This window comes from Streptomyces sp. NBC_00102 (genome assembly GCF_026343115.1).
Classification (GTDB): domain Bacteria; phylum Actinomycetota; class Actinomycetes; order Streptomycetales; family Streptomycetaceae; genus Streptomyces.
Genome location: NZ_JAPEMC010000002.1, coordinates 256,438 through 275,565 on the forward strand (window position 1 = coordinate 256,438; position 19,128 = coordinate 275,565).

18 protein-coding genes are annotated in these 19,128 nt (G+C 72.9%); 9 read left to right on the forward strand and 9 right to left on the reverse strand.

Annotated elements, in window-relative coordinates:
• The first annotated feature begins 18 nt into the window (after nucleotides 1-18).
• Nucleotides 19-2,076, forward strand: a complete 2,058-nt coding sequence (locus tag OHA55_RS28700) for a prolyl oligopeptidase family serine peptidase (protein WP_266711764.1) — start codon at nucleotides 19-21, stop codon at nucleotides 2,074-2,076.
• On the forward strand, nucleotides 2,073-3,041 hold the full coding sequence (locus OHA55_RS28705; protein ID WP_266711766.1) for an LD-carboxypeptidase: 969 nt from the start codon (nucleotides 2,073-2,075) through the stop codon (nucleotides 3,039-3,041). Before OHA55_RS28700 ends, OHA55_RS28705 begins: the two co-directional genes overlap by 4 nt.
• Before the next feature lie 72 nt (nucleotides 3,042-3,113).
• Here OHA55_RS28705 and OHA55_RS28710 read toward each other — a convergent pair whose 3' ends face one another.
• The gene (locus OHA55_RS28710; protein WP_266711768.1) at nucleotides 3,114-3,782 is read right to left on the reverse strand and encodes a Type 1 glutamine amidotransferase-like domain-containing protein; all 669 of its coding nucleotides are present in this window, start codon (nucleotides 3,780-3,782) and stop codon (nucleotides 3,114-3,116) included.
• 272 nt (nucleotides 3,783-4,054) lie between these two features.
• Between OHA55_RS28710 and OHA55_RS28715 the strand changes: the two genes are divergently transcribed.
• The 3 genes from OHA55_RS28715 to OHA55_RS28725 all read left to right on the forward strand — a co-directional run bounded on the left by OHA55_RS28715 (nucleotide 4,055) and on the right by OHA55_RS28725 (nucleotide 6,997).
• A complete protein-coding gene (locus OHA55_RS28715) occupies nucleotides 4,055-5,845 on the forward strand; it encodes a CocE/NonD family hydrolase (protein ID WP_266711770.1) in 1,791 nt (596 codons plus the stop codon).
• Nucleotides 5,846-5,981: 136 nt separating this feature from the next.
• Nucleotides 5,982-6,224 (forward strand): LapA family protein, encoded by a 243-nt coding sequence (locus OHA55_RS28720; RefSeq protein WP_266711772.1) that lies wholly within the window; start codon nucleotides 5,982-5,984, stop codon nucleotides 6,222-6,224.
• 116 nt (nucleotides 6,225-6,340) lie between these two features.
• Nucleotides 6,341-6,997 (forward strand): GNAT family N-acetyltransferase, encoded by a 657-nt coding sequence (locus OHA55_RS28725; RefSeq protein ID WP_266711774.1) that lies wholly within the window; start codon nucleotides 6,341-6,343, stop codon nucleotides 6,995-6,997.
• On the opposite strand, the gene OHA55_RS28730 is transcribed toward OHA55_RS28725, so the two are convergent.
• The gene (locus tag OHA55_RS28730) at nucleotides 6,966-7,697 is read right to left on the reverse strand and encodes an HAD family hydrolase (protein ID WP_266711776.1); all 732 of its coding nucleotides are present in this window, start codon (nucleotides 7,695-7,697) and stop codon (nucleotides 6,966-6,968) included. The genes OHA55_RS28725 and OHA55_RS28730 overlap by 32 nt on opposite strands.
• A 22-nt stretch (nucleotides 7,698-7,719) precedes the next feature.
• On the reverse strand, nucleotides 7,720-8,289 hold the full coding sequence (locus OHA55_RS28735; protein ID WP_266711778.1) for a type 1 glutamine amidotransferase domain-containing protein: 570 nt from the start codon (nucleotides 8,287-8,289) through the stop codon (nucleotides 7,720-7,722).
• 370 nt (nucleotides 8,290-8,659) lie between these two features.
• Here OHA55_RS28735 and OHA55_RS28740 point away from each other — a divergent pair, with 370 nt between their 5' ends.
• On the forward strand, nucleotides 8,660-10,189 hold the full coding sequence (locus OHA55_RS28740; protein WP_266711780.1) for a VCBS repeat-containing protein: 1,530 nt from the start codon (nucleotides 8,660-8,662) through the stop codon (nucleotides 10,187-10,189).
• A 198-nt stretch (nucleotides 10,190-10,387) separates the two neighbouring features.
• Nucleotides 10,388-12,139 carry a hypothetical protein gene (locus OHA55_RS28745; RefSeq protein WP_266711782.1) on the forward strand — a complete coding sequence of 584 codons (1,752 nt, stop codon included), beginning with the start codon at nucleotides 10,388-10,390 and terminating at the stop codon, nucleotides 12,137-12,139.
• A gap of 64 nt (nucleotides 12,140-12,203) precedes the next feature.
• On the opposite strand, the gene OHA55_RS28750 is transcribed toward OHA55_RS28745, so the two are convergent.
• Complete coding sequence (locus OHA55_RS28750) at nucleotides 12,204-12,845, reverse strand: TetR/AcrR family transcriptional regulator (RefSeq protein ID WP_266711784.1); 642 nt, start codon at nucleotides 12,843-12,845, stop codon at nucleotides 12,204-12,206.
• Between the two features lie 119 nt (nucleotides 12,846-12,964).
• Here OHA55_RS28750 and OHA55_RS28755 point away from each other — a divergent pair, with 119 nt between their 5' ends.
• Entirely contained in the window at nucleotides 12,965-13,750 is a 786-nt protein-coding gene (locus OHA55_RS28755) for an SDR family oxidoreductase (RefSeq protein ID WP_266711786.1), read from the forward strand.
• Nucleotides 13,751-13,930: 180 nt separating this feature from the next.
• Here the strand turns inward: OHA55_RS28755 and OHA55_RS28760 are convergent, their stop codons facing one another.
• On the reverse strand, nucleotides 13,931-14,284 hold the full coding sequence (locus OHA55_RS28760; RefSeq protein WP_266712469.1) for a DUF6204 family protein: 354 nt from the start codon (nucleotides 14,282-14,284) through the stop codon (nucleotides 13,931-13,933).
• A 105-nt stretch (nucleotides 14,285-14,389) separates the two neighbouring features.
• Here OHA55_RS28760 and OHA55_RS28765 point away from each other — a divergent pair, with 105 nt between their 5' ends.
• Complete coding sequence (locus OHA55_RS28765) at nucleotides 14,390-15,289, forward strand: arginase family protein (protein WP_266711788.1); 900 nt, start codon at nucleotides 14,390-14,392, stop codon at nucleotides 15,287-15,289.
• Between the two features lie 47 nt (nucleotides 15,290-15,336).
• Here OHA55_RS28765 and OHA55_RS28770 read toward each other — a convergent pair whose 3' ends face one another.
• The 4 genes from OHA55_RS28770 to OHA55_RS28785 form a co-directional block, all read right to left on the reverse strand.
• Nucleotides 15,337-15,690, reverse strand: coding sequence for a VOC family protein (locus tag OHA55_RS28770; RefSeq protein WP_266711790.1), 354 nt, complete (start codon nucleotides 15,688-15,690; stop codon nucleotides 15,337-15,339).
• Between the two features lie 128 nt (nucleotides 15,691-15,818).
• Nucleotides 15,819-16,628 (reverse strand): class I SAM-dependent methyltransferase, encoded by an 810-nt coding sequence (locus OHA55_RS28775; protein ID WP_266711792.1) that lies wholly within the window; start codon nucleotides 16,626-16,628, stop codon nucleotides 15,819-15,821.
• 129 nt (nucleotides 16,629-16,757) lie between these two features.
• Complete coding sequence (locus tag OHA55_RS28780) at nucleotides 16,758-18,263, reverse strand: bifunctional phosphatase PAP2/diacylglycerol kinase family protein (protein WP_266711794.1); 1,506 nt, start codon at nucleotides 18,261-18,263, stop codon at nucleotides 16,758-16,760.
• Between the two features lie 148 nt (nucleotides 18,264-18,411).
• Complete coding sequence (locus OHA55_RS28785; protein WP_266711796.1) at nucleotides 18,412-18,861, reverse strand: hypothetical protein; 450 nt, start codon at nucleotides 18,859-18,861, stop codon at nucleotides 18,412-18,414.
• Nucleotides 18,862-19,128 lie beyond the last annotated feature (267 nt).

Below are 19,128 nucleotides of genomic sequence, written 5' to 3' on the forward strand. Positions count from 1 at the left end.
ACGACGGGGGAATCAACCATGGCGTCCACCCAGCCCAGCACGGCCCAGCCCGGCACGACCACCACCAACCCGCCCGCCCCGCTGCCCACTCCGTACGGCACCTGGTCCACCCCCGTCGACGCGGCGCTCGCCGCCTCGCACGACGGCCGCCCGGAGTACGTCGGCACCGTCGGCGACGAGGTCTGGTGGACGGAGCCCCGCCCCGCCGAAGGAGGCCGGCGCGCGCTGGTGCGCCGGAGTGCGGAGGGCGCGATCACCACCGTCCTGCCCGCCCCCTGGAACGCCCGCAGCCGGGTCATCGAGTACGGCGGACAGCCCTGGGCCGGGGTCGCCCGAGAGGCGGGAGGCACGCTCCTCGTCTTCGTGAACTTCGCCGACCAGCGGCTCTGGGCGTACGCCCCGGACGGCTCCGACGAACCGTGGCCGCTCACACCGGTCTCGGCCGTCGGCGGCGGACTGCGCTGGGTGGACCCGCAGATCCACCAGGACCGGGGCGAAGTCTGGTGCGTCCTGGAGGAGTTCACCGGCGAGGGTGCCTCGGACGTACGCCGGGTGGTGGCCGCCGTACCGCTGGACGGCTCCGCCGCCGACGACCGCGCCGCCGTCCGTGAACTCTCCGACGACCGCCACCGGTTCGTCACCGGTCCCCGGCTCTCGCACGACGGACGCCGGGCCGCCTGGATCGCCTGGGACCACCCGCGGATGCCGTGGGACGGCACCGTCGTGATGCTCGCCGAGGTCACCGACGAGGGCACCTTCACCGGTGTCCGGCCGCTCGTCGGCGACACCGACGAATCGGTCTGCCAGGTGGAATGGGACCCGGACGGCTCCCTGCTCTTCGTCTCCGACATCGGCGACTGGTGGCAGCTCCAGCGCATCCGGCCCGACGCCGTCGCCGGCGGGGCCGTACCCACCAGCACCCTCTGCCCCGGCCGGGGGGAGGAGTTCGGCGGGCCGCTCTGGAAGATCGGCCAGCGCTGGTTCCGGCGGCTCGACAACGGACTGGTCGCCGTCATCCACGGCAGGGGCACCAACCGCCTCGGCGTGCTCGACCCCGAGACCGGCGAACTCGTCGACGTGGCCGGACCCTGGACCGCCTGGTCCGAGACCCTGGCCGTCCGGGGCGACCGCGTCATCGGCGTGGCCGCGAGCCCGTACACCGGCTACGAGGTCGTCGAACTCGACACCTCGACCGGCCGCACCCGGACCATCGGCGCACCGCACACCGACGCCGTCGACCCCGCCTACTACCCGCAGCCGCAGGAACGCACCTTCGCCGGGCCGGACGGCCGCGACGTGCACGCCCTGGTCTACCCGCCCCGCAACCCCGGCCACACCGGCCCCGAGGGCGAACTGCCGCCGTTCGTCGTCTGGGCGCACGGCGGACCGACCAGCCGCGTCCCGCTCGCCCTCGACCTGGAGGTCGCCTACTTCACCTCGCGCGGCATCGGCGTCGTGGAGGTCAACTACGGCGGATCGACCGGTTATGGACGCACCTACCGCGAACGGCTGCGCGAACAATGGGGCGTCGTGGACGTCGAGGACTGCGCCGCCGTCGCCGAGGCACTCGCCGACGAAGGCTCCGCCGACCGCTCCCGTCTGGCGATCCGCGGCGGCAGCGCCGGCGGCTGGACCACCGCCGCCTCGCTCACCAGCACCGACGTCTACGCCTGCGGGGCCATCAGCTACCCCATCCTCGACCTCACCGGATGGGCGGTCGGCGAGACCCACGACTTCGAGTCGCAGTACCTGGAGTCCCTGGTCGGCCCGCTCGCCGAAGTACCCGACCGCTACCGCGAACGCTCGCCGCTGACCCACGCCGACCGGCTGCGCACCCCTTTCCTGCTGCTCCAGGGGCTGGACGACGTGATCTGCCCGCCCGCCCAGTGCGAGCGTTTCCTCGCCGCGATCGAGGGACGCGGCATCCCGCACGCCTACCTCACCTTCGCGGGCGAGAGCCACGGCTTCCGCCTGGAGGCCACCCTGATCCGCGCCCTGGAGGCCGAACTCTCCCTCTACGCCCAGACCTTCGGCATCGACGGAGTCGACGTCCCGGTCCTGGACCTGAAGCGATGAGCGCGGCCCCCGACGCGGCCGCCGGTCTCGCGCCGCTCGCCCGCGCCGCCCGGCTGAGGCCGGGCGCGCGGGTCGCCGTCGTCTCGCCCAGCGGGCCCGTACCCGCCGAACGGCTGGACGCCGGGCTGGACATACTGCGCGGCTGGGACCTCGACCCCGTCGTCGCCCCGCACGCCCGCGACGTCCACCCCGAACTCCGCTACCTCGCCGGGACGGACGAGCACCGGGCCCAGGACCTCCAGGAAGCCTGGTGCGACCCGTCCGTCGACGCGGTCCTCTGCGCCCGGGGCGGCTACGGCGCCCACCGCATGGTCGACCTGCTCGACTGGACCGCCATCCGCGCGGCCGGCCCCAAGCCGTTCGTCGGCTACAGCGACGTCACCGTGCTCCACGAAGCGTTCGCCCTGCGCGCGGGGTTCTCCACCCTGCTCGGCCCGATGGTCGGTGCCGAGACCTTCCTCAAGGACGCGGCCACCCAGGAGGGACTGTGCGCCACCCTCTTCGCACCCGAGTCGGTACGCACCCTCGGCCTGGACACCGCTGCCTCCCTGGCACCGGGCCGCGCCCGTGGCGTCACCTACGGCGGCTGCGTCAGCCTCCTCGCCGCCGACCTCGGCACCCCCGGCGCCCGGACCTCCGCCCGGGGCGGCCTCCTCCTCATCGAGGACGTCACCGAGGACCCGTACCGGATCGACGGCATCCTCACCCGTCTGCTGCGCTCCGGCGCACTGGACGGTGTCGCCGGAGTGGTCTGCGGCTCCTGGGAGAACTGCGGACCGTACGACCAGGTCCGCGCGGTACTCGCCGACCGGCTCGGCACCCTCGGCGTTCCCGTTGTCGAGGAGCTCGGATTCGGCCACGGCCCGACCACGCTCACCGTCCCGCTGGGACTCCCCGGCGTGCTCGACGCCCCCTCGGACGGCGGCCGGGCGACCCTCACGACGGAGGTTCCCGCACTGGTGTGACGGATCGTCGCATCCGGACGCGGTCGCGCGGGGGGACGGGGCACAGGCTGCCCCGTCCCCCCGCGCGTCGCGTCAGGGACAGAAGCGCCACCGGCCTTCGGAGACGACGTCCACCGTGTCGTGCCTGACGCGAACGGCCGTGTCGTCGTCGATGAACCAGATCGGGAAATCGGCCCGCGCGGTGAGGCGATCGGCCCAGGCGTCGTTCCGCTCGGGGAAGTCCTGCGAGTGCAGGTGGGGCTTGAGGTACCAGTCGAAGAGGCCGAACGGCGGCTCCACGGTCGTCGCGCCGAGCACGTGGAGATCCGCCGCGTCCCCGATGACCTCGGCGGAGTGCGCCGTGAGGTTCTGGCTGAAGATCATCGATCCGGCGCTCATCCCCACGTAGACCCTGCTCTCCAGCGCCTGAAGGAAGCCGTCGGCCAGGCCGTTGCCGGTGATGCTGCGCGCGAGGTGGTACTGATTGCCGCCCCCGACGTGGATGACGTCGGCGTGGAGCAGCCGGTCGAGCACCGTCCGCCGGGGCAGACCGTTCAGCTCCAGGACGTCGAACTCGCGCCAGCCGAGGGCGTGCAGCCGGTTCATGTCCGCGAGGAGCCACCCGTGGTCCCCGGGCTCGGCGGTCGACGCCGTCGGAACGTACACGACGTTCGCGGAGCCGAACGGCTTTCCCAGCATGTCCCGCAGCGCTTCCCGCAGCGTCTCGTTGCGCAGGCCACTCGCCGTCAGCAGAAGATCCATCGCGCGAGTAAACACGGCCGAGGGGCGCGTGGGCAAGGGACTTCTCCGCTCACGGCCCGCGACTCCCTCAGGGGGAATCCGCGGCCGGAGCGTTGACACCGGTGTGCTCCGTGTCACAGCATGAACACGTTCTGTCATCATCGGGGTGGTGACCTCGCAGTGTGCCGCGCCGCGGGTCGCCGGGTGTGCGTGTGTCCGGTGCGTTCCGGCGTTCCGTTGTTCTGTTCGGGCGTCGGCCGGTGGTCCCGGTGCCCCAGGTCCGGAGGTACACGGTGTCAGGTGTCGTCGCCAGGTTCGGGAAACCGTTCGCGGCCCTCGCCGGAGCAGCCCTCGCCGGAGCGGCGCTCGGCGCCCCGCTCGTCCTGGCCGTACCCGCCCGCGCCGCGCAGGAGCCGTACACCGTCACCCCGTTGACGTTCACCGTGCGGGCGGGCGGTCAGGACTGCACCGTCGACGCCGACCTCTACCGCCCGCGCGGAGCCGACGCCGCGCACCCCGCGCCGGCGGTCCTGGCCACCAACGGCTTCGCGGGCAGCAAGTCGGACGGCTCCACCGACGCCCTCGGCCGGGCCTTCGCCGCCCGCGGTTACGTGGGGCTCGTCTACTCCGGCCTCGGCTTCGGCCGGTCCGGCTGTCTGATCACCCTCGACGCCCCCGAGGCCGACGGAAAGGCCGCCTCCGGACTGGTCGACTTCCTCGCGGGTACCCGGGCGGCGGACGACGGCACCCGCGCCGACTTCGTCACGCTCGACGGGGCGGGCGACCCGCGCGTCGGGATGATCGGGGGCTCGTACGGCGGTGCCGTCCAGCTGGCCACCGCCTCCGTCGACCACCGCGTCGACGCGCTCGTCCCCCTCATCACCTGGAACGACCTCGGCTACGCGCTCGCGCCCAACAACATCACGGGCGACACCGACGCCTCCCGCGCCCCGGGCGTCTTCAAATGGCAGTGGACCAACGGCTTCTACCTGATGGGGGAGGGGCAGCCGCTGCTCGCCCCCAGCCTCGACCCGTCACGCTTCGGCGCGCTGGACTGCCTCCACTTCACCCGGCGCGCCTGCGACACCATCAGTTTCCTCAACTCCGGCCGCTACCCCGCCGCGGAGGCCGCGGACGTACTCGCGTACACGCGGAGCGTCTCCCCGGTCTCCTACCTCGACCGGGTCGAGGCGCCCGTCCTCCTGGTGCAGGGCCAGGCCGACACCCTGTTCAACCTGAACGAGGCGACCGCCACGTACGACGCCCTCCGGGCGCGCGGCACCACCGCCAAGATGATCTGGCAGGCCTGGGGACACAGCGGGGGCGGCGCCACGCCCGGTGAACTCGACCTGTCCCAGGGCAACCTGGAGACCAGCTACGTCGGCCGGCGCATCCTCGCATGGTTCGACCGCTACCTCCGCCACCAGGCCGTCGACACCGGGCCCGCCTTCGCGTACTACCGCGACTGGACCGGTGGTTACGGCACCGCCGACGCGCTGCCCGTACCCTCACGCACCCTGTACCTCTCCGGCGACGGCAAGCTGACCGAGCGCCGCCAGGACGTGGTCGCCGGCAGCCGCACGTACACCAACTGGCCCCTGCCCAGCAGCCATTCGGAGACCTCGCTCTCCGGGCTCACCGGACTGCCCGACATCGACCCGTACGACACCGCCGGTACCCACCTCGACTGGACCTCCGCCCCGCTCGCCGCCGACCTCGATGTCGTCGGGGCTCCCCGCGCCCGGCTGCGGGTGTCCTCCCCGAAGGCGGAGCGGACCCGGAACAGCGGGGACGCCTCCGACCGGCTCGTGCTCTTCGTCAAGGTGTACGACCTCGCCCCCGACGGGTCCGCCGAGCTCGTCCACCGGCTGGTCGCCCCGGTCCGCGTACCCGATGTGACCAGGCCCTTCACCGTGCGGCTCCCGGCCGTCGTCCACCGGTTCGCCGGCGGCCACCGGCTCCGCCTGGTGATCGCGGGGAGTGACACCGCGTACTACGGCAACCGGGGAGCGAAGCCCGTCACCGTCACCGGCTCCCCGCAGGACCCCGGAGTGCTGGAGCTGCCGGTGGTCCCGGCGGGCTGAGCCGCGCGCATCACTCGAACGGGCGTACATCGCCGGTCGTCCGACGCCCACCGGGCGCATGCTGGTCGCCGGAGGGCGGTCGCGCTCGGCCCGACCCGCGCGGGGCCGCTCCGGCGACCAGGGAAAGGCCGGACCCATGAGCCCCAAGAACGTGTCCAGCGACGGCAAGGCCAGAAACGGTCTGCTCACTCCCGGCCGCATCGTCGTCGCCGTCATCGCCGTGCTGGCGATCGTCTTCATCTGCGTGAACACCGGGAAGGTGACCATCCGCGTCATCATCCCCACGGTCACCATGCCCCTCTGGCTCGCCCTGCTGGGCGTCTTCCTCGCCGGGCTGGTCTGCGGGGGATACGTGTTCCGGCGGCGGCGGAACCGGTGAAACCCGGGGTCGGTGAGCGGGGGCGGGGCGGGGCGTGGCGTGGTCCGGGGACGGTGAGCCGGGTGGCGGGCGGCGAAGAGTTCTCGCTTCCGCCCGGTCCGTCCTACGGTAGGCCGATGCGCGTATCCGATGATCATTCCGCCGACGCCCCTCGTACCCCGCACACCCCGAGCGCCCCCGCGTCCGTCGCGCCCGAGGCACCCGCGTACACCCCGTCCGCCAGCCGCCCCGGCGCGGACCTCCCGCAGGGGCCGCTGACCTCGCTGCGGCGCTTCAGTCCCGGTGATGCCGCGGAGTTCACCGCCCGCGCGAGGGAGAGTCGCGCCCTGCACCGCCCCTGGCTCTTCCCGCCCACCGAGGAGGCGGCGTACGCGGCCTACGCGGGGCGGTTGCTGGAGAGCCCCGACAAGGAGGGCTTCCTCGTCGGCGAACGCACGGCGGGCGGTGCGATCGCCGGTTTCGTCAACATCAACAACATCGTCGGCGGAGCCTTCCGTTGCGGAGCCCTCGGATACGGCGCCTTCGCGCACGCCGCCGGCCGGGGCCTGATGTCCGAGGCCCTCGGTCTTGTCCTCCGGTACGCCTTCGGTCCGCTGGGACTGCACCGGCTGGAGGCCAATGTGCAGCCCGGGAACGCGGCTTCGATCGCGCTGGTCCGGCGGGCCGGGTTCCGGCTCGAAGGGCTGTCGCCGGACTTCCTCCACATCGACGGCGCGTGGCGCGACCACGAGCGCTGGGCGATCACCTCGGAGATGCTGCCGGACCAGGGCTGAGGTCGTTCCGGGGCGCCGGTTCTGTGCCTCGGCCGACGTGCGGCAGGGCGAAGGGGCTTCTGCCGAGCCGGTTCAGCAGGTCCGCGACATCGCTGTACGTCCCGGCGGCCCCGGACTCCACCAGGTCCTCGCGGGGGATGCCGCCGCTCAGCACCCCGACCGCCGTGACCCCTGCCCGCGCGGCGGCCCGCATGTCCCAGACGGTGTCGCCGACGAACACCGAGGTCTCCGCGGTGGCGCCCACCAGCTCCATGGCGTGCTCCACCGGATCCGGGGCGGGCTTGCCCTCGGCGGTGTCCCCGGCGGACGCGGTGGCCCGTACGACGTCGTCGGCGTCCAGGGCGCGGCGCAGTGCGGCGAGCTCGGCTCCGGTCGCCGAGGTCGCCAGCACGACCTGCCAGCCGCGCGAGGAGAGTTCCCGCAGCAGCTCGGCCGCCCGGTCGAAGGCGGGCAACCGGTCGAAGTACGTCGCGTACAGCGTCGTGTGCGCGGCGCTGATGCGTTCGTCCTCCTCCTTCCGGCGCCCCTCGCCCAGCAGCCCGGCGATCAGGTCGCCGCCGCCGAGTCCCACCGACCGGTGGATGTCGTGCATGGCGACGCGGTGTCCGGCCTGACGGAAGGCCTCCCACCACGCGGTCACGTGCAGATGGTTGGTGTCGACGAGGGTTCCGTCGACGTCGAAGATCGCGGCGTGCGTCATCGGTAGCTCCCCGTGGGCGTCCTCAGCCGGTCCCGGCGGTGAGGGCCGCCTTCGCCTCGCGGACGAAGGGGCCGAGGTCGCCGGGGTTGCGGGGGGTGATCAGGAGCCAGTCGCCGGCGGTGTCGGCGATGACCGGCTCGTCCACCCAGGTGCCGCCCGCGTTCCGGACGTCCGTGCGCAGCGAGGGATACGAGGTGAGCGTACGGCCGTCGACCACTCCGGCCTCCACCAGGAGCCACGGACCGTGACAGATCGCCGCGACCGGGCGGCCGCTTCCGGTGAAGGACCGGAGGATCGTCAGCGCCTCGTCCTGGAGCCGCAGGCTGTCGGCGTTCAGCGTGCCGCCCGGGACGAGCAGCAGGTCGTACGCGGTGGGATCGACGTCCGCCAGCGTCAGGTCCGGCCGGACGGTCCTGCCGGGATCCTTGTCGCCGACCAGCGTACGGATGTCGTCCGCGGAGACGGCCGCGACGTGCACCTCGGCGCCGCCGTCCCGCAATCGTTCCACCGGTACCACCAGCTCGTCCTGCTCGACGCCGTAGTTGGTCACGGCCACCAGAACCCGGCGGCCCGCGAGGGACGTGTCAGCCATGTCGTGCCTTCCGTGTCGTGTGCACGAAACCGCCCGGGCGAGCGGCCGCGCCCGGACCCATCCGTCCCTTCAGCCTCGCACGGACCACACGTACCCGCGTCGCGGCGGGCGGCCGACTCTCCTTTCCGTCGGAATCGACGATTCCTCCAACGGTGTGCGACAGCGGGAGGAAAGGTCGCCGAAGATCGCGGACGTCGGCGGGCGCCGGTCTCCCCGCCGGCGTCCCGCGTGCTACGAGAGGGGAGTGCGCCGGCCGCGAACTCCCGTCGGCCGCGCAGGAATCGAGGCCCGCGCCGCAGGACGGCCGGGCAGGGTGAGGGGAAACATGGGGAGATACACACAGAAACGCGCCGGGCGTAGATCCGGCGCGGTGGCAGCAGTCCTGGGGGCGATCATGGCGGCGGGGGTGGCCGGACCGGGCGTCCAGTCGGCCAGTGCCCAACCGGCCTTCCCCTCCTGGCTGGTGGGGTTCGAGACCGAGCGCTGGGCCACCGGCACCCCTCGGGCGTGCACGGCGATCGAGCTGTCGAAGATCCGCGAGCTGACCGTCCCGGACTGCTTCACCGGCAGGACGTCGGAGGACTACACGTGGTGGTACCACGGGGGAACTCGGGACTGGGGCTCGAACGCCCCGAGGTACGAGACCGACCCGCGGTACGACGCCACGACCCGCAGGGGCGCGCTCGCGGTCACCCCCGCGGCCAACGCCCCGGTGAGCTACACGACGGGGGCCGGACACCCGGTACTCGCGACCACCACGGACGCTGCGCTGTACGCGCCGGGCGCCAAGGCCACCTTCTACTCCTGGGCGGGAGGCGACGACGGCGCGCGCACGGCGCACACCGAGCAGGTGGCGATCCTGTCCACGGCCACCTGCACCTCGCTGCTGGGAAGGACACCGCCCTCCGGGTCTCTCTGCACCCTGCCGGCCAAGGGTGCTCCGGTGCCCGACCCGGCCGACCAGTGCCTGGGGGACGCGGGAGGCGCCCTCATGGCCGGCGGGAAACTGATCGGCGTCTCGGCCACCCCGGCCCAGGGGTGCGTCGCCGCGAGCGGGGTGCGTCTCTACACCGGCGTGGCGGCGTACCGTACGGGGATCGAGACGTGGCGGCACGATGCCTACTACCGGTCCTGGGACGCCACCGGCTCGGTGGCGGCGATCCAGCCCACCACCGGAGGCGGCCTCGTCTCCTTCTGCGAGACCGACGGTGACAACCGTCTGGTCGGCTGTGAGCCGGAAATCGGTGTGACCGGATTCTGGAACGTCTCCTACAACTGGATCGTCCAGCCCGGAGACATCGACGGCGACGGCCGCCCCGATCTGCTCGCGCGGACCCCCGGGGGCGCCCTCTACCGGTACTCGGACCCCGATGCCGTCGGCGAGAGGCTCGACAAGCAGCCGCACACCTGGCTGGGTAACGGCTTCGCCGGATACAACGCCCTGTTCGTCGCCACCGACTTCACCGGCGACGGGCTGCCCGACCTCCTCGGCAGGGACGCGGCGGGCGACCTCTGGCTCCACGCCGGCAACGGCAAGGGCGGATTCGGCCCGAGGAAGCACATCGGTGTCGGCCTCAAGGGCTACAACCTGATCACCGGACGCGGTGACCTGTCCGGTGACGGCCTCGCCGACTTCGTCGCCCGCGACAGCGCCGGCACCCTCTGGCTCTTCAAGGGCAACGGCAAGGGCAGTTACGCGGGCCGGGTCAAACTCGGCAGCGGATACGCCGGTTACCGGCGGATCGTCGCCGCCGGCGACATCGACGGCGACGGACGTCAGGACCTCTTCGCCACCACGCCCGCGGGCGGGGCGGCCGTCCTCAACGTCTCCAAGGGCGTGCCGGCGGCGGCCAAGTGGTACGCCTCCAAGGGCTATCAGGTCTTCTCGCACATCGCCTGACCGAGACCGAAGCGGTCCCTCTGCCCCCGTCCGTCTCCCGTGTTTCCGGGGAGCGGGCGGGGGCTTTGCCGGATCCGGGAGTTTTCTCGGCGCATCGCGTGAAGCGTGCGTGAACAGAAGCCGAACAGAGCTTCCACCGCAATGAATTCATGGGCCGACGCCGGGAATTGCCCCGGAGCGCGGATAATCTCTCCGCTCATGGCCGTCGACAGCACCCCGCTCACTCCGCCCCGTCCGCGCGAAGTCGCGTCCGACCAGGGCACATTGCTCGCCCGGCGCGGTATCCGGCCAGTGGCCGCGATCACGGCGGCGGCAGGCGGACTCTGCGTGATCGCGTTCATGTGCGCGAGCGGCCTCAACCACGACGTCCGCTACTCGCTCGGCGGCATCCGGGCCACCCACCGTGCGGGCCTCGCAGCGTCGGAGATCTTCGTCCACCGCCCGTTGGCGTACCGGTGGACCATCGCCGGCCTGGACGCCCTGACGGCAGGCCCGGTCGAGGTACGGGAGGCGCTGATCCGGCTCCTCGTCATCGCCCTCTCCGTGGGCGCGGCCTGGTGGCTGCGGGCGGGCCTGCTGCGCACCCTGCCCCGGCGCGAGGCCGCAGCCGCGGCGGTCGCGGCGGGCGCCGCCCTGGTGTGCGCCCCGGCCTGGGACTTCCTGCAGCCCGAGTGGCTGGCGGTGCTGCTGTCGACCGCCGCCGTCGGAGCCGCGCTCGCCGGGCGCCGCACCGTTTTGGCCGTGTCGCTCTCCGGCGTCCTGCTCGCGCTCGCGGTGCTGATGAAGTACACGACCGCCTCGACCGCGCTGCTCGCCCTGGTGGTCCTCGTGGTCCTGGACCGACGCCGCGCCGTCCTGAGCGCGGTGGCCGCCGTACTCGCCACGCTCGCCGGATTCGCCCTCGCCGTCGGCGTCGAGCCCCGCGAGTGGCGCTGGCTGCACGAGTTCTCCTCGCTCAACCCCAACAGCGTCTTCCGTACCGGCTTCGGACCCGACCAGGCGCACGAGCTGGTGAAGTCCCTCATCAACGAGTCCCTGCTGGTCCCGGTGGTGGCCCTGCTGCCGGCCGCCCTCGTCCTCCTGATCCGTACCTCGACCACCTCCCGGGGCCGTTGGGCCTGGCCGGCGCTGACCGTGTTCTCGCTGGCCGTGGTGGTGGGCACCGTCGTGGTCCAGGGGCAGTGGTTCCTCTACCACCTCTCCCAGCTGCCCGTGCTCGGATCCGCCCTCTGGGCGCTGGCCGTCACCCGGCATCTCACCCGGCACGGCCGCGTACCGGCCGGGCCGGTCGGCGCCACGGCCGTACTCGGCATCGCGGTCCCGCTGGTCGTCGGGCAGTCCCTCGCCTGGCGCACGACGCAGGGCATCGTCACCTTCGCCTTGCTGGCCGTCGTCGTACTGCTCGCCCTGGCCGCCGCCCTCACCGCGGGCCGCCACCGCGCGGCCGACACCCGCCCCCGCCGCGGCGCCGCCGTCGGTGCGGTGGTGGCGCTGGCCCTCGCCACGGCGATCCCCGCCTGGCCGACGACGCCGTACTCCTTCGACATCCGCCACTCGGACTTCACGGCGCAGTCCCGTACGAAGGCGGTGCGGGACCTCACGCACCGGCTCGACGGGCTCCGCGCCCGGGTCGGCCCGGACACCCCCGTCGTCTACCTGGCCTTCGGCGACATCGCGTACTCCCTCGGCAACCCCACCCGCTGCCGCTACCCCTCCCCGGCCTTCCTCCAGCGCACCGCGTACGACCCCGACGTCACCGAGCTGACCAGCTTCGAGGAGAACCTGGACTGCCTGGACGACCCCGCCGTCCGGTACGTGATCGTCGACCCGGCCTGGTTCCCGCTGAAGCGCGTGGCCCCCTCCGTGCGGGAGGCGGTCGGCACCCTGTACGACTGCACGGGGCCGACCGCCTTCTCGGACGCCGGGCTCCGGGTCTGCCCCCGACGCTGAACGCGCGGGGGGACCGGGACCGCGGTGCCGGGCGGGGACCGTACGGGGCGCGCGCCGTGAGCCGTCAGTCCGCCGTGTCGTCCGTCCCCGCCGCCGACCTCTCCGTCGCTGCTGTCTCCGTCGCCGCAGGGGCCGGGGGCAGCAGGCTCACGAGGTCCAGGAGGTCCGCCTCGGCGATCTCCTGGCCGAGGAACACCGTCCGGTACACGACGTAACCGATCCAGCCGTCCACGACCGCCTCCACCGGCAGATCCGGCCGCACCCGCCCCCGCGTCACGCCGTTCCGCAGCAGCAGGGCGGCCGGTACGGCATGGGCCCGCAGCAGGTCCCGCAGCTCGGCCCGGCCCGCCTCGCCGCGCTCGGCCAGTGCTCCGGTCAGCACGCTGGGGTCACCGAGCAGGGTCAACGTCCGCACCAGGCTCCGCAGCCACAGCAGGGCGTCCTCGCGCAGGTCGCCCGTGTCCGGCGCCGGGCCGGGGGCGAGCCGGTCCGCGACCGCCTCGGTGATCACCGCCGCCTTGTTCGGCCACCAGCGGTAGACCGTCATCCTGGCCACCCCCGCCCGCGAGGCGATCTTGTCCATCGTCACGCCCTGGTAGCCGAGCTCGGCCACCAGGGCGCGGGTCGCCGCCAGGACGGCCTCGTGGGCATCCGGGTCGCGGTGCGGGCCGCGGCGGGGGCGAGAGGCGGCGGGGCGGTCGTTCATGGGACCTCCGGTGACGGGGCTGGGGGCGGCGGAATATCTAGACTGTACGTACTGTCTAATCAAATGGGACGGTACGGATCCACGCACCGTCGCACAGATCTCAGTGTGGAGGTTCAGTCATGGAAGACCGGTTCAGCGGCAAGGTCGTCCTCATCACCGGAGGCGGTTCCGGACTCGGTCGCGCGACGGCCGTGCGGGTTGCGGCCGAAGGCGCCCGGCTGGCGCTCGTCGACGTCAGCGAGCAGGGTCTCGCGGACACGGCGGCCGAGGTGGAGAAGGCCGTACCCGGCGCGGAGGTCCTGCGCATCACCGCCGACGTCAGCTCCGAGGACGATGTGCGGCGTTACGTCTCCGCCACGGTCGAGGCCTTCGGGCGCATCGACGGCTTCTTCAACAACGCCGGCATCGAAGGCAAGCAGAACCTCACCGAGGACTTCGGCGCCGACGAGTTCGACCGCGTCGTCCAGGTCAACCTGCGCGGGGTCTTCCTCGGCCTGAAGTACGTGCTCCCGGTCATGAAGGGCCAGGGCTCCGGCTCCGTCGTGAACACCGCCTCCGTCGGCGGCATCCGCGGCGTGGGCAACCAGTCCGGCTACGCGGCGGCCAAGCACGGCGTCGTCGGCCTCACCCGCAACTCCGGCGTGGAGTACGGGCGGTTCGGCGTGTCCGTCAAGGCGATCGCCCCCGGTGCCATCATGACCCCGATGGTCGAGGCCTCCCTCAAGCAGATCGACCCGGTCGAGTGGGAGAAGGCCGGCGAGGCGTTCGTCAGCGTCAACCCGATGAAGCGCTTCGGCAAGCCCGAAGAGGTCGGCAGCCTGGTCGCCTTCCTGCTCTCCGAGGAGTCCGGCTTCATCAACGCCACGGTCGTCGCGATCGACGGCGGCCAGTCCGAGCAGTACTGACCCGTACGGACGGGACGGCGCGACGGCTCCCGCCCGTAGGCCGATTGCCCCGCCACGCCTGCCCCGCCCGCGCCATGCCTGCCCCGCCCGTCCACCACGTCCGACGCGGCGGGCGGGGCAGGCGTGGCGGGCGGGCGGGGGCGGTCTCCCGGCGCGCGGAGAGCGGTGAGCCGCGCGCCGTCAGGCGGCCCCGGACCCGCGCTGCCCCTTGCGGTTGATCTTCATGGTGTCCATGTCGGTCGCCGTGGAGCGCAGCGGCCCGTATCCGTAGCCCCGGGCCTTGAGGGTGTTCTCCGCCCGCTCCTCGGCGAGCGCGGACGCCATCTCCTCGCCGTCCTCGGCGTCCGACACCACCACGTACCGGAAGCTGAAGTGCTTCAGCACGGTGTCGTAGGTGAGCGAGCCCTCCTCCGTGAACTGCATCGAGGCGAGGCCGTGGTCCGCCGCCTCGGCGAGCAGCCGGGCCCGCGCCTCGTCCGTCAGCCCGTCCCAGGTGCCCCTGACGATCACCCGGTATGTGTGCTGCGTACCCATCGTGGTGCCCTGCCTTCTGCTGTGCCGCACGCGGCCGGTTCCCGCGCGTTCTTCCCGCGGCGAAATCCGCGCGCGGCCCAGGTTACGACGGGAAGGATGAGAGGCATGCGGAATATCGTGGTCGTCGACGCACCCTCCAACCTGGGCCTGAGGCCCCCGTCGCCCGGCACCGTCCCCGGCTGCTACAAACTCGCCGGAGCCCTGCGCGAGCAGGGAATCGTGCGGAGACTCGGGGCGCTGGAGGGCGGTGTCGTGGTGCCCCCGCGCTACGACCTCGGCACCTGGCGGGAGGGCGACGGGGTGTTCAACGCCGCGGCCCTCGCCCGCTACACCCGCACCCTGGCGGACCGCGTCGAACAGCACGTCAGGGCCGGCGAGTTCCCGGTCGTGCTGGGCGGCGACTGCTCGATCCAGCTCGGCGCGTCGCTCGCCCTGCGCCGGATCGGCAGGTACGGCCTCGCGGCCCTCGACGGATCCGCGGACTTCCGGCACCCGGGGAATTCGGACCGGATCGGTGCGGCGGGCGGTGAGGAACTGGCCCTCGCCACCGGACGGGGACAGGACGACCTCACCGATCTCGAAGGGCTGCGCCCCTATCTGCGGGAGGAGGACCTCCGCCTCTTCGGGATGCGGGACGGGGACACGGACCGGGCCGAGCTGACCGCCCTGAAGATCCCGCACCTGACGGTCGGCGAGATCCGCGAGTGGGGGCCGGCCGAGGTGGCCCGGGGTGTGGTCGCCTCCCTGGAGACCCCCGCGCTCGACGGGTTCTGGGTGCACCTGGACGCCGACGTGCTCGACCCGAGCGTGATGCCCGCCGTCGACAGCCCCGACGACGGCGGTCTCCTGCCGGACGAACTCGCGCCTCTGCTCCGTGCGTTGATCGGATCACCCCGGTGCGTGGGGCTCAACGTCACGATCTACGACCCCGATCTCGACCCGGCGGGCACGGCGGGCGCGCTCCTCACGGACCTGGTGGTGGGGGCGTTCCCGGGGCGGCCCTGACGACACGCCCCGGTCCCGGGAGCGCGGACGGCAGCGGGTGCGGCGCGTCAGACGACCGTGTTGCGGTCCGCGTACTCGAAGACCGAGCCGTCCGGATGCAGGGCGATCAGGTTGCGGCCGGCGGGAGTCGGGACCGGACCCGCGACGATGTGCGCGCCGGCCCGGGTGAGTGCCTCGCGGGCCGCCTCCACGTCCTTGACCGCGATGGTGGCCGCCACCTTGCGCAGCATCTCCAGCTCCGTCTCGGGCCCGCTCATGAGCAGGAAGCAGCCGATCGCCGCGACCGAAACCCCGCCGCGCTCGAAGCGCAGCGCGCGGGTGCCGGTGATGCCCTCGTAGAAGGCCACCGAGGCCTCCAGGTCGTCGACGCAGATGCGTAGCGTGGTTCCCAGGATGTCCATGCGTACGAGGTTAGTTGGGCCTCCCGGGCCGCGTGATCGATTCGCGGCGGTCCGGACCGGCCGGTCGTGCCGGTCCGGACCGCCGCGACGGGACGCGAGGGCCGGGAGCCCCGCCGTCCCGCTCGGTCTCACGCCCGGCAGAGCACTTCGCCGTGCGGGACCATGAACCAGCCGTCGCCCTCTTCGCCCCAGGCCCGCCATGCCGCCGCCGCCGCGGCGAGGTCCTCGGCCGTGGCGTGGCCGCCCTCGACCGCGCGCCGCGCGTAGGCGGAGCCGACCGTACGGTCCGCCCACAGCCCGCTCCACCAGCTCCGGCTCTCCGGAGTGGCGTAGCACCAGGCGGCGGCGGTCGGCGTGATGTCGGTGAAGCCGGCCTGCCGCGCCCAGGAGAGGAGCCGGCGCCCGGCGTCGGGCTCACCGCCGTTGGCCCGGGCCACCTGCCGGTACAGCGTCAACCACGCCTCCAGGCCCGGCACTTCCGGGTACCAGGTCATCGCCGCGTAGTCGCTGTCCCGGACGGCCACGACCCCGCCCGGCCGGCAGACCCGGCGCATCTCGCGCAGCGCCTGCACCGGGTCGCCGACGTGCTGGAGCACCTGATGGGCGTGGACCACGTCGAACGAGTCGTCCGGGTAGTCCAGCGCGTGGACGTCGGCCACGGCGAACGAGACGTTCTCCAGGCCGCGTTCGCGCGCGGCCTGGGCCGCTTGGTCGAGGATGTCCTGCTGGGTGTCGAGGCCGGTCACCACGCCCGGGGCGACCAGTGCGGCCAGGTCGGCGGTGATCGTCCCGGGCCCACAGCCGACGTCCAGTACGGACATCCCGGGCTTGAGTTCACCGAGGAGATAGGCCGCCGAGTTCTCGGCGGTGCGCCAACGGTGCGAGCGGAGCACCGATTCATGGTGCCCATGGGTGTAGACGGCGGTTTCCTTCGGCATGCCGAGCGTCCTCTCTCCGAGTGCTGCTGCGAGCGGTGTGCCAACCGTACGTCGCCAGCCGCATGATGAGATACGTGTCTTGTCATGCGAGACGCGCGGGCGAACGGAGAGAGGGGCCCGGCCCCGCGGTCAGACCGGCATGGGGCAGTAGACCGTCAACGCCTCGGGGAGCTTGTCGACGAGCAACTCCGTTCCCGAGTGAGCCACTTCGCCGTCATACGCGTACGGAGTCCCCGCCGGCAGCCCGGCGATCCTGACCCGGCGGCGCCGTTCTGCCGCGTGCACGGGGGAACGGGTCAACGGGCCTGCCACGGCCGCCGCGATCAGGCGCAGCCCAGGGGTGCGGCCCCCGTGGACCACACGTACGTCCAGCAGTCCGTCTGCCAGGTTGTGGCGCCTGCCCGGTGCGGGGCCGACCCGCTGGAAGAGGCCGTTGCCCACGAAGAGCAGCCACAACGGGCGCCGCTTCCCCTGGAGTTCCGCCTCCAGGGGGCGTTCGCCGCGCAGCACCTCGAAGGCCGCGAGCATCCCGGCCGGCCACCCGCCGATGCGCGGTGCCCAGTGTTCCCGCTTCCGTACGAGCTCCGGATACACGCCGAGGCTGAACGCGTTGAGGAAGTAGCCGTCCGCCCCGTCGGGCCCGTGCGGGCCGGGCCGGAAGCGCCCGAGGTCGACCCGGACCGCGTCACCCGCCTTCAGGGCGGCCACCGTGTCGTGCACCGTCTCGATGCCGAGGTCGTACGCGAAGTGGTTGAGGGTGCCGCCGGGGAACACCGCCAGTGGGACCCCGTGGGTCGCCGCGACGGACGCGGCCAGGTTGACCGTGCCGTCGCCGCCGCAGACGCCGAGCGCCCGCCCCCTGGCGACCGCCTCGGCGAACGTGTCCGCCAGGTCTCCGGGCGCGCACTCCACCACCTCGGCCATCGGCAGCGCGTCCCGGACGAGTGAAGCCGTACCCCTCGCGGTGCCCGACTCCTCGTTGACGACCACCACCAGACCCTCGCCCGCGGGCAGCGACGGGGCCTCCGTGGGCGGCCGGCCGGGGGCGGGGAGCTGGCCACGGGTCGGTACCACCCCGCGCAGGGCGAAGGCCGCCCCCACGCCGAGTGCCGCGCCCGCCACGACGTCGCTCGGATAGTGCACCCCGGTGTAGACCCGGGACGCCGCGACCGCCAAGGCCACCGGTGCGACGACCGCGCCCCACCCCCGGGACTCCAGGGCCACTCCGGTGGCGAACGCGGCGGCGGACGCGGCGTGCCCGGACGGGAAGGACGTGGTGATCGGCTGCCGCTTCAGCCGCCGTATCACCGGCACCATGTCGAGCACCGGCCGGTCCCGGCGCACCGCACCCTTGCCGACCGTGTTGATGGCCGCCGAAGCGAGGGCGAGCGAGGCCACCCCGCGCAGCGCGGCCCGACGCGCCCGTGCGCTGCCGCCGAGCGCGGCGATTCCCGCGGCGGCGCCGAACCAGAGCAGGCCGTGGTTGGCGCTGCGGCTCAATCGGGGCAGCAGGGGCTCGGCGCCGGGCCAGTGCCGGTCGGCGACCCCCTGGAACGCGCTCAGGTCGCGCTGCTGGAGCCAGCCCTTGAGCCGGGTGGACGAGGTGAAGGTGGAGGGCAGAGGGCGTGTGGACATGGGTCAGCGGATACCCGGTCCCGCCGCCCTGAACCAGGAGGCGCGCCGAAGGACCCGGCCGGAGGCATGCCGGGGCCGGGCGGGCCCGTTTTCCCGGCCGGTCGGGCCGGCGTTCCGCGACGGTCGGCCCCGCCTCCCGTGCGTACGGCTACTCGGCCGCCGCGCAGGTGCTCAGGGCCGAGATCGCGCTCTGGACCTGGTCCGGCAGGGTCTTCATGTCGGGGCTGCGGTTCTTCTCGGCGCTCTCGGCGAGGCCGTGGTAGACGGTGCTGAGCTGCTTCGCCGCCTTCTTGGCATCCGGGTTCTTGATCTTATCGGCGTCGTCGGCGAACTGGTCCGCGGCGTCCTTCAGATCGGTCTGCGCCTTGGTCCGGTCCTTGGCGTCCGTGGTGATCTTCTGACCCACGTCGTCGATGTGGGTCATGGTCGCCCGGCACGGGCCGCCCTTGCCCGGGGTCGTCGAGTAGTCCCGCGGCGCCTTGCTCGCGGAGGCGGCGGCCTCGGAGTGCGCATCCGATGAAGAGCAGCCCGCCGCCGCGACGAGCGTGAAGGCGGTCAGCGCGATCGCGGCCAGTCGGCGGCCCGTTTTCCCTGACATGAAGTTAACCCCCTGCGATGGATCGGCGGAGGGAGTTGATCACGAACGTGACGCAGCGTCAACACTCTTTCCGGAGGACGTCGGCCGTGCGGGTCGGTGGCTTTCACCCCGCGCCGAAGTGGCGGGATCTCGACCGTTGGACCCGGGAGGCGGGCGGCGGTGGGCCGGTCGTGGCGGTGGGCCCGGAGCGTGCCGTGGCGGTTCTTCACGATTGGTACTGATGGAAGGTCAAATTTGGTTCTGAGGTGCTGAATTGTCGTTGCTGCC

Excerpts from the sequence above, each read along its gene's own strand:
- OHA55_RS28760 (WP_266712469.1), bottom strand. The coding sequence starts at position 14,284 with ATGGGTACGCAGCACACATACCGGGTGATCGTCAGGGGCACCTGGGAC.
- OHA55_RS28700 (WP_266711764.1), top strand. The coding sequence starts at position 19 with ATGGCGTCCACCCAGCCCAGCACGGCCCAGCCCGGCACGACCACCACC.
- OHA55_RS28770 (WP_266711790.1), bottom strand. The coding sequence starts at position 15,690 with ATGGACATCCTGGGAACCACGCTACGCATCTGCGTCGACGACCTGGAG.
- OHA55_RS28710 (WP_266711768.1), bottom strand. The coding sequence starts at position 3,782 with ATGGATCTTCTGCTGACGGCGAGTGGCCTGCGCAACGAGACGCTGCGG.
- OHA55_RS28745 (WP_266711782.1), top strand. The coding sequence starts at position 10,388 with ATGGCCGTCGACAGCACCCCGCTCACTCCGCCCCGTCCGCGCGAAGTC.
- OHA55_RS28775 (WP_266711792.1), bottom strand. The coding sequence starts at position 16,628 with ATGCCGAAGGAAACCGCCGTCTACACCCATGGGCACCATGAATCGGTG.
- OHA55_RS28725 (WP_266711774.1), top strand. The coding sequence starts at position 6,341 with ATGCGCGTATCCGATGATCATTCCGCCGACGCCCCTCGTACCCCGCAC.
- OHA55_RS28730 (WP_266711776.1), bottom strand. The coding sequence starts at position 7,697 with ATGACGCACGCCGCGATCTTCGACGTCGACGGAACCCTCGTCGACACC.
- OHA55_RS28785 (WP_266711796.1), bottom strand. The coding sequence starts at position 18,861 with ATGTCAGGGAAAACGGGCCGCCGACTGGCCGCGATCGCGCTGACCGCC.
- OHA55_RS28780 (WP_266711794.1), bottom strand. The coding sequence starts at position 18,263 with ATGTCCACACGCCCTCTGCCCTCCACCTTCACCTCGTCCACCCGGCTC.
- OHA55_RS28720 (WP_266711772.1), top strand. The coding sequence starts at position 5,982 with ATGAGCCCCAAGAACGTGTCCAGCGACGGCAAGGCCAGAAACGGTCTG.
- OHA55_RS28765 (WP_266711788.1), top strand. The coding sequence starts at position 14,390 with ATGCGGAATATCGTGGTCGTCGACGCACCCTCCAACCTGGGCCTGAGG.
- OHA55_RS28750 (WP_266711784.1), bottom strand. The coding sequence starts at position 12,845 with ATGAACGACCGCCCCGCCGCCTCTCGCCCCCGCCGCGGCCCGCACCGC.
- OHA55_RS28705 (WP_266711766.1), top strand. The coding sequence starts at position 2,073 with ATGAGCGCGGCCCCCGACGCGGCCGCCGGTCTCGCGCCGCTCGCCCGC.
- OHA55_RS28755 (WP_266711786.1), top strand. The coding sequence starts at position 12,965 with ATGGAAGACCGGTTCAGCGGCAAGGTCGTCCTCATCACCGGAGGCGGT.
- OHA55_RS28735 (WP_266711778.1), bottom strand. The coding sequence starts at position 8,289 with ATGGCTGACACGTCCCTCGCGGGCCGCCGGGTTCTGGTGGCCGTGACC.